We start from the raw sequence: 3,769 nt of genomic DNA, 5'->3' as shown, positions 1-3,769 counted from the left end.
GGATTCCCGTGTGAAAGTAGGTAATCGTCAGGCTCCCTAAGCCAGAAACCCCCGCCCGAAAGGCGGGGGTTTTTGCACTTCAGCGACGGAAATAGGCGAGATGGCCGAGAGCTGTCTCCGTCTTGCAGACTGCATGCTGTCTTGAACCGGCAGATCTCGCCGCAACCCACCCCAATAAACTCATCCTGATTGCGGTCGATTCCGTCGTCACGTCCGCACCGGAACGAAATCTCGCGATTTGATACGATCGAAGTGTCGTCGACGGCTACTTGCCCCGACGTTCATGTTCGAACCAGTGCTTGATGGAGAGAGGGCAGGGAATGAATATCGGCGACGCGTCGCGCGAATCCGGCGTCAGCGCAAAAATGATCCGGTACTACGAACAGGTCGGTCTTCTTGCGCCCAGCAAGCGGAGCGACGCCGGATACCGGATCTACGGTTCGGACGAAGTCCATATCCTGCGCTTCATCCGTCAGGCACGGCGGCTCGGTTTTCTCGTCGAGGATATCCGCAAGTTGCTGATGCTCTGGCAGGACCGCGCCCGCGCCAGCCTCGAAGTGAAGTCGATCGCCCTCGAACACGTCGCCGAACTCGACAAACGCATCGCGGAACTGAGCGACATGCGCAATACGCTAGCCGATCTCGCCGCGCACTGCCATGGTGACGAACGACCTGAATGCCCGATCTTGGCGCGCCTGGCCGAACCGCTCGGTGAACCAGATTAGTGCATGCCCTCGAGGCCGAAAAGAGACCTCGATTCAATATTCATAAAAATCAGTGAGTTAAAACGATTGCTTCACAATGCATTCCAAAACGGAATGGCGGCCATGCAAGCATTTCACTGGCATCTTGGTGCGGCGTCGCTATAATTCGGGATAACCCTATACGGGAAATCCCTGAATCTCGATTCGCCAGGGGTCCCTCTTCCTTGGAGAACATCATGATCGCCTACATCGTTGAAAAGCTGAGCAACTGGTTCGAATCCGCAGAACGTGAGCGCCGTGAGGCATACCTCGCCACGTCGTCGGACATCGTCCAGCTCGAGAGCCGCATTCGCTCGCTCGAAACCAACGGCTACTCGCTGTAATCGAGTCACCGTCAGGTGCCGTGTGGCACCGAACGAAAAGCAAGCCCCGTGTTGACGGGGCTTTGTTTTTTGTGCGCTTGATCTGGCGAAATCGTCGGCGCGGCGCTATGGTATGGGCCTGTTTTTAACCGGAAGAATACGACCATGCGCTTGCGTCTCGATGTGCATCACGTTTCCCGCGCGCGTCTCGTTCTGGGGGTTCTCGCGCTGGCTCACGGCGTGGCGGCCGGTGCGGCGACGTCGTCCAAGCCGCTGATTCTCGATACGCAACGTGGGATCCAGGATGGCAGGGGCGGCCTGGTGTTGCAAACGGCTCCGTTATCGTCAGAGCCAATCGTCGAGCCCGCAGGCATGCGAGCGCCGGCCGGGCAGGGATCGACTTCATCGATCCCGCTGTTTGTCGCGCCGTATATCAATGTGCCGGGCTGGGGCGTGTCGCCGGCCAATCAGCCGAGACCCACGCCAACACCGCAACGATAGCGGCACGACGTCCGCTCAGTTCCCGCGGTGCTCGATCTGGCACCGGGCGCCGCTGTCCTGTCCGAGGCGTTCGACGAGATAGGGCAGCGCCTCGTTCATGCTCTGCGCGAGTGTGTACGGCGGATTCAGGATGAACATTCCGCTGCCGTAAAGGCCCAGGCCGCCTGTCGGCGGATTCGATACCGTCAGCGTCAGGTGCAGCCAGTTGTTCGGCTGCAGGCGCTTGAGCTGTTCCGGAAAACGCTGCGATTCCACCCGCGCAACCTGCGGATACCAGATCGCGTAACAGCCGGTCGCGAAACGCTTCAGGCATTCGGTTACGCAAGCCACCGTGCGCGCGTAGTCCTTCTTGTCCTCATACGACGGATCGATCAGCACGAGCGCGCGTCGCGGCGGCGGCGGCAGCAGCGCCTTGATGCCCTCGAAGCCGTCACCGGCGTAAATCATCGCGCGGCGCCCCGCATCGCGGAAGTTGTGACGCAGCACGTCGATTTCCGTCGTGTGCATTTCGAACAGACGCATCCGGTCCTGCTCGCGCATCGATCGCCATGCGAGATACGGGGAGCCCGGATAGTAGCGCAGCTCGCCGTCGTCGTTCAGCGCGCGTACCTCGTCGACGTAATCACCGAGCACCTCGGGCAGGTTCTTTTCGTTCCATAGCGGCCCGATGCCGGTGTCGAATTCCCCCGTCTTGGCGGCATAACCGTCGCGCAGCGAATACACGCCGGCGCCGGCGTGCGTGTCGATGTACCAGTACGACTTGTCTTTCTTGTTCAGGTAGCGCAGCAGCTGGACGACGACGGCGTGCTTGAGCACGTCCGCGTGGTTGCCTGCATGAAAACCGTGACGATAACTGAGCATGGCTGGCTGCCTGAAACGAAGGATGAATCGATGAAAACGGACGATTGCGTGCGGCCGCTGGGCCGCGCACCACTGCGGCCGCGTATTGTACGCGAGTGGGCGTGAGCCGCCTTACTCGAATGTGTCGCCGGCGGCCTCTTCGATACGTTGCTTGACCTCCGGCGTCAGCTTCGCGACAACGTCGAGCGCGCGCATGTTGTCGCCGATCTGCTCGACTCGCGAGGCGCCCGTAATGACAGAACTCACGCGCGGATTCGCGAGTATCCATGCGATCGCGAGTTGGGCAGTGCTGCAGTCGAGCTCGGCCGCGATCGCGCCGAGCCGTTCGACCACGTCGTTGCTGGCCGGATCCGTCAGCCGCGCACGGAGCCAGTCGTAGCCCGGCAGTTGCGCGCGGCTACCCGGCGGTACACCGTTCCGGTACTTGCCGGTGAGCAGCCCCGATGCCAGCGGGCTCCAGGTCGTCAGGCCGAGGCCGTAGTCGTCATAGAGCCGCGCGTATTCCTGCTCGACCCGGGTACGGTGGAACAGGTTGTACTGCGGCTGCTCGACGACCGGCTTGTGCAGATGGTGCCGCTCGGCAATTTCGTACGCGGCGCGGATCTCGTCGGCGCTCCATTCGGACGTGCCCCAGTACAGCGCTTTGCCGCGCACGATCATGTCGCTCATCGCCCAGACGGTCTCCTCGATCGGCGTGTTCGGATCGGGGCGATGGCAGTATACGAGGTCGACATAGTCGAGCTGCAGCCGGCGCAGCGAGTGGTCGATCGCGTTCAGCAGATATTTCCGGTTCAGCGTGTGGTACTGGTTCGGCGCTTCCGCGAGTCCCCAGAAGAACTTGGTGGACACGAGGTAGCTGATGCGCGGCCAGCCGAGCGACTTGAGCGCCTGGCCCATGATTTCCTCGGATTTGCCACCCGCATAGACCTCGGCGTTGTCGAAGAAATTGACGCCCGCATCGCGGGCCGCCGCAAGGCATTCGCGGGCAACCCGCTGATCGACCTGGTTGCCGTAGGTGACCCACGAGCCGAGCGAAAGCTCGCTGATCTGCAGGCCGGAGCGGCCTAGCCGTCGATAGTGCATGGGCGTCTCCCGCGACTCGAAACCGATCTTAAGCTTAGACGTTTTGCGCGCGAACGGCGGGGCCGATCGTGCACAATAGCGGCTGGCCCATCTGCACGACCGCGCGACGAAAGCGGAAGCAGCGGGGCGCGCTTTTTCGATCCGATAACGGAAGGAGACGGACATGGCAGCAGATCTGACCGGCAAGACCGCAGTCGTCACGGGCGCCGCAAGCGGCATCGGCAAGGAAATCGCACTGGAGCTCGCGAAGGCGGGCGC

6 protein-coding genes are annotated in these 3,769 nt (G+C 61.8%); 4 read left to right on the top strand and 2 right to left on the bottom strand.

The features are described 5' to 3' along the window. Positions 1-320: 320 nt before the first annotated feature. The 3 genes from cueR (at position 321) to WS75_RS31270 (ending at position 1,567) form a co-directional block, all read left to right on the top strand. Entirely contained in the window at positions 321-725 is a 405-nt protein-coding gene (gene cueR / locus WS75_RS00700) for a Cu(I)-responsive transcriptional regulator (RefSeq protein WP_059678717.1), read from the top strand. Positions 726-940: 215 nt separating this feature from the next. Further along, positions 941-1,087, top strand: coding sequence for a DUF3563 family protein (locus WS75_RS31275; RefSeq protein ID WP_006478295.1), 147 nt, complete (start codon positions 941-943; stop codon positions 1,085-1,087). 144 nt (positions 1,088-1,231) lie between these two features. Further along, on the top strand, positions 1,232-1,567 hold the full coding sequence (locus WS75_RS31270) for a hypothetical protein (RefSeq protein ID WP_082729454.1): 336 nt from the start codon (positions 1,232-1,234) through the stop codon (positions 1,565-1,567). Between the two features lie 15 nt (positions 1,568-1,582). Here the strand turns inward: WS75_RS31270 and WS75_RS00695 are convergent, their stop codons facing one another. Further along, a complete protein-coding gene (locus tag WS75_RS00695) occupies positions 1,583-2,428 on the bottom strand; it encodes a 23S rRNA (adenine(2030)-N(6))-methyltransferase RlmJ (protein WP_059678716.1) in 846 nt (281 codons plus the stop codon). Positions 2,429-2,539: 111 nt separating this feature from the next. Further along, positions 2,540-3,511: a potassium channel beta subunit family protein gene (locus WS75_RS00690; RefSeq protein WP_059678715.1), complete on the bottom strand. Its 972-nt coding sequence runs from the start codon at positions 3,509-3,511 to the stop codon at positions 2,540-2,542. 163 nt (positions 3,512-3,674) lie between these two features. Between WS75_RS00690 and WS75_RS33195 the strand changes: the two genes are divergently transcribed. Beyond that, the coding region (locus WS75_RS33195) for an SDR family NAD(P)-dependent oxidoreductase (protein ID WP_124629839.1) at positions 3,675-3,769 on the top strand (95 nt) is incomplete at its 3' end.

It is taken from the genome of Burkholderia sp. FL-7-2-10-S1-D7 (genome assembly GCF_001524185.1).
In the GTDB taxonomy this organism is placed as follows: domain Bacteria; phylum Pseudomonadota; class Gammaproteobacteria; order Burkholderiales; family Burkholderiaceae; genus Burkholderia; species Burkholderia diffusa.
This window is presented reverse-complemented; position numbering and strand designations above follow the sequence as displayed.

Bases quoted from the DNA above. Each gene is read 5' to 3' on its own strand.
- cueR (WP_059678717.1), top strand. From the start codon at position 321: ATGAATATCGGCGACGCGTCGCGCGAATCCGGCGTCAGCGCAAAAATG.
- WS75_RS31270 (WP_082729454.1), top strand. From the start codon at position 1,232: ATGCGCTTGCGTCTCGATGTGCATCACGTTTCCCGCGCGCGTCTCGTT.
- WS75_RS00690 (WP_059678715.1), bottom strand. From the start codon at position 3,511: ATGCACTATCGACGGCTAGGCCGCTCCGGCCTGCAGATCAGCGAGCTT.
- WS75_RS31275 (WP_006478295.1), top strand. From the start codon at position 941: ATGATCGCCTACATCGTTGAAAAGCTGAGCAACTGGTTCGAATCCGCA.
- WS75_RS00695 (WP_059678716.1), bottom strand. From the start codon at position 2,428: ATGCTCAGTTATCGTCACGGTTTTCATGCAGGCAACCACGCGGACGTG.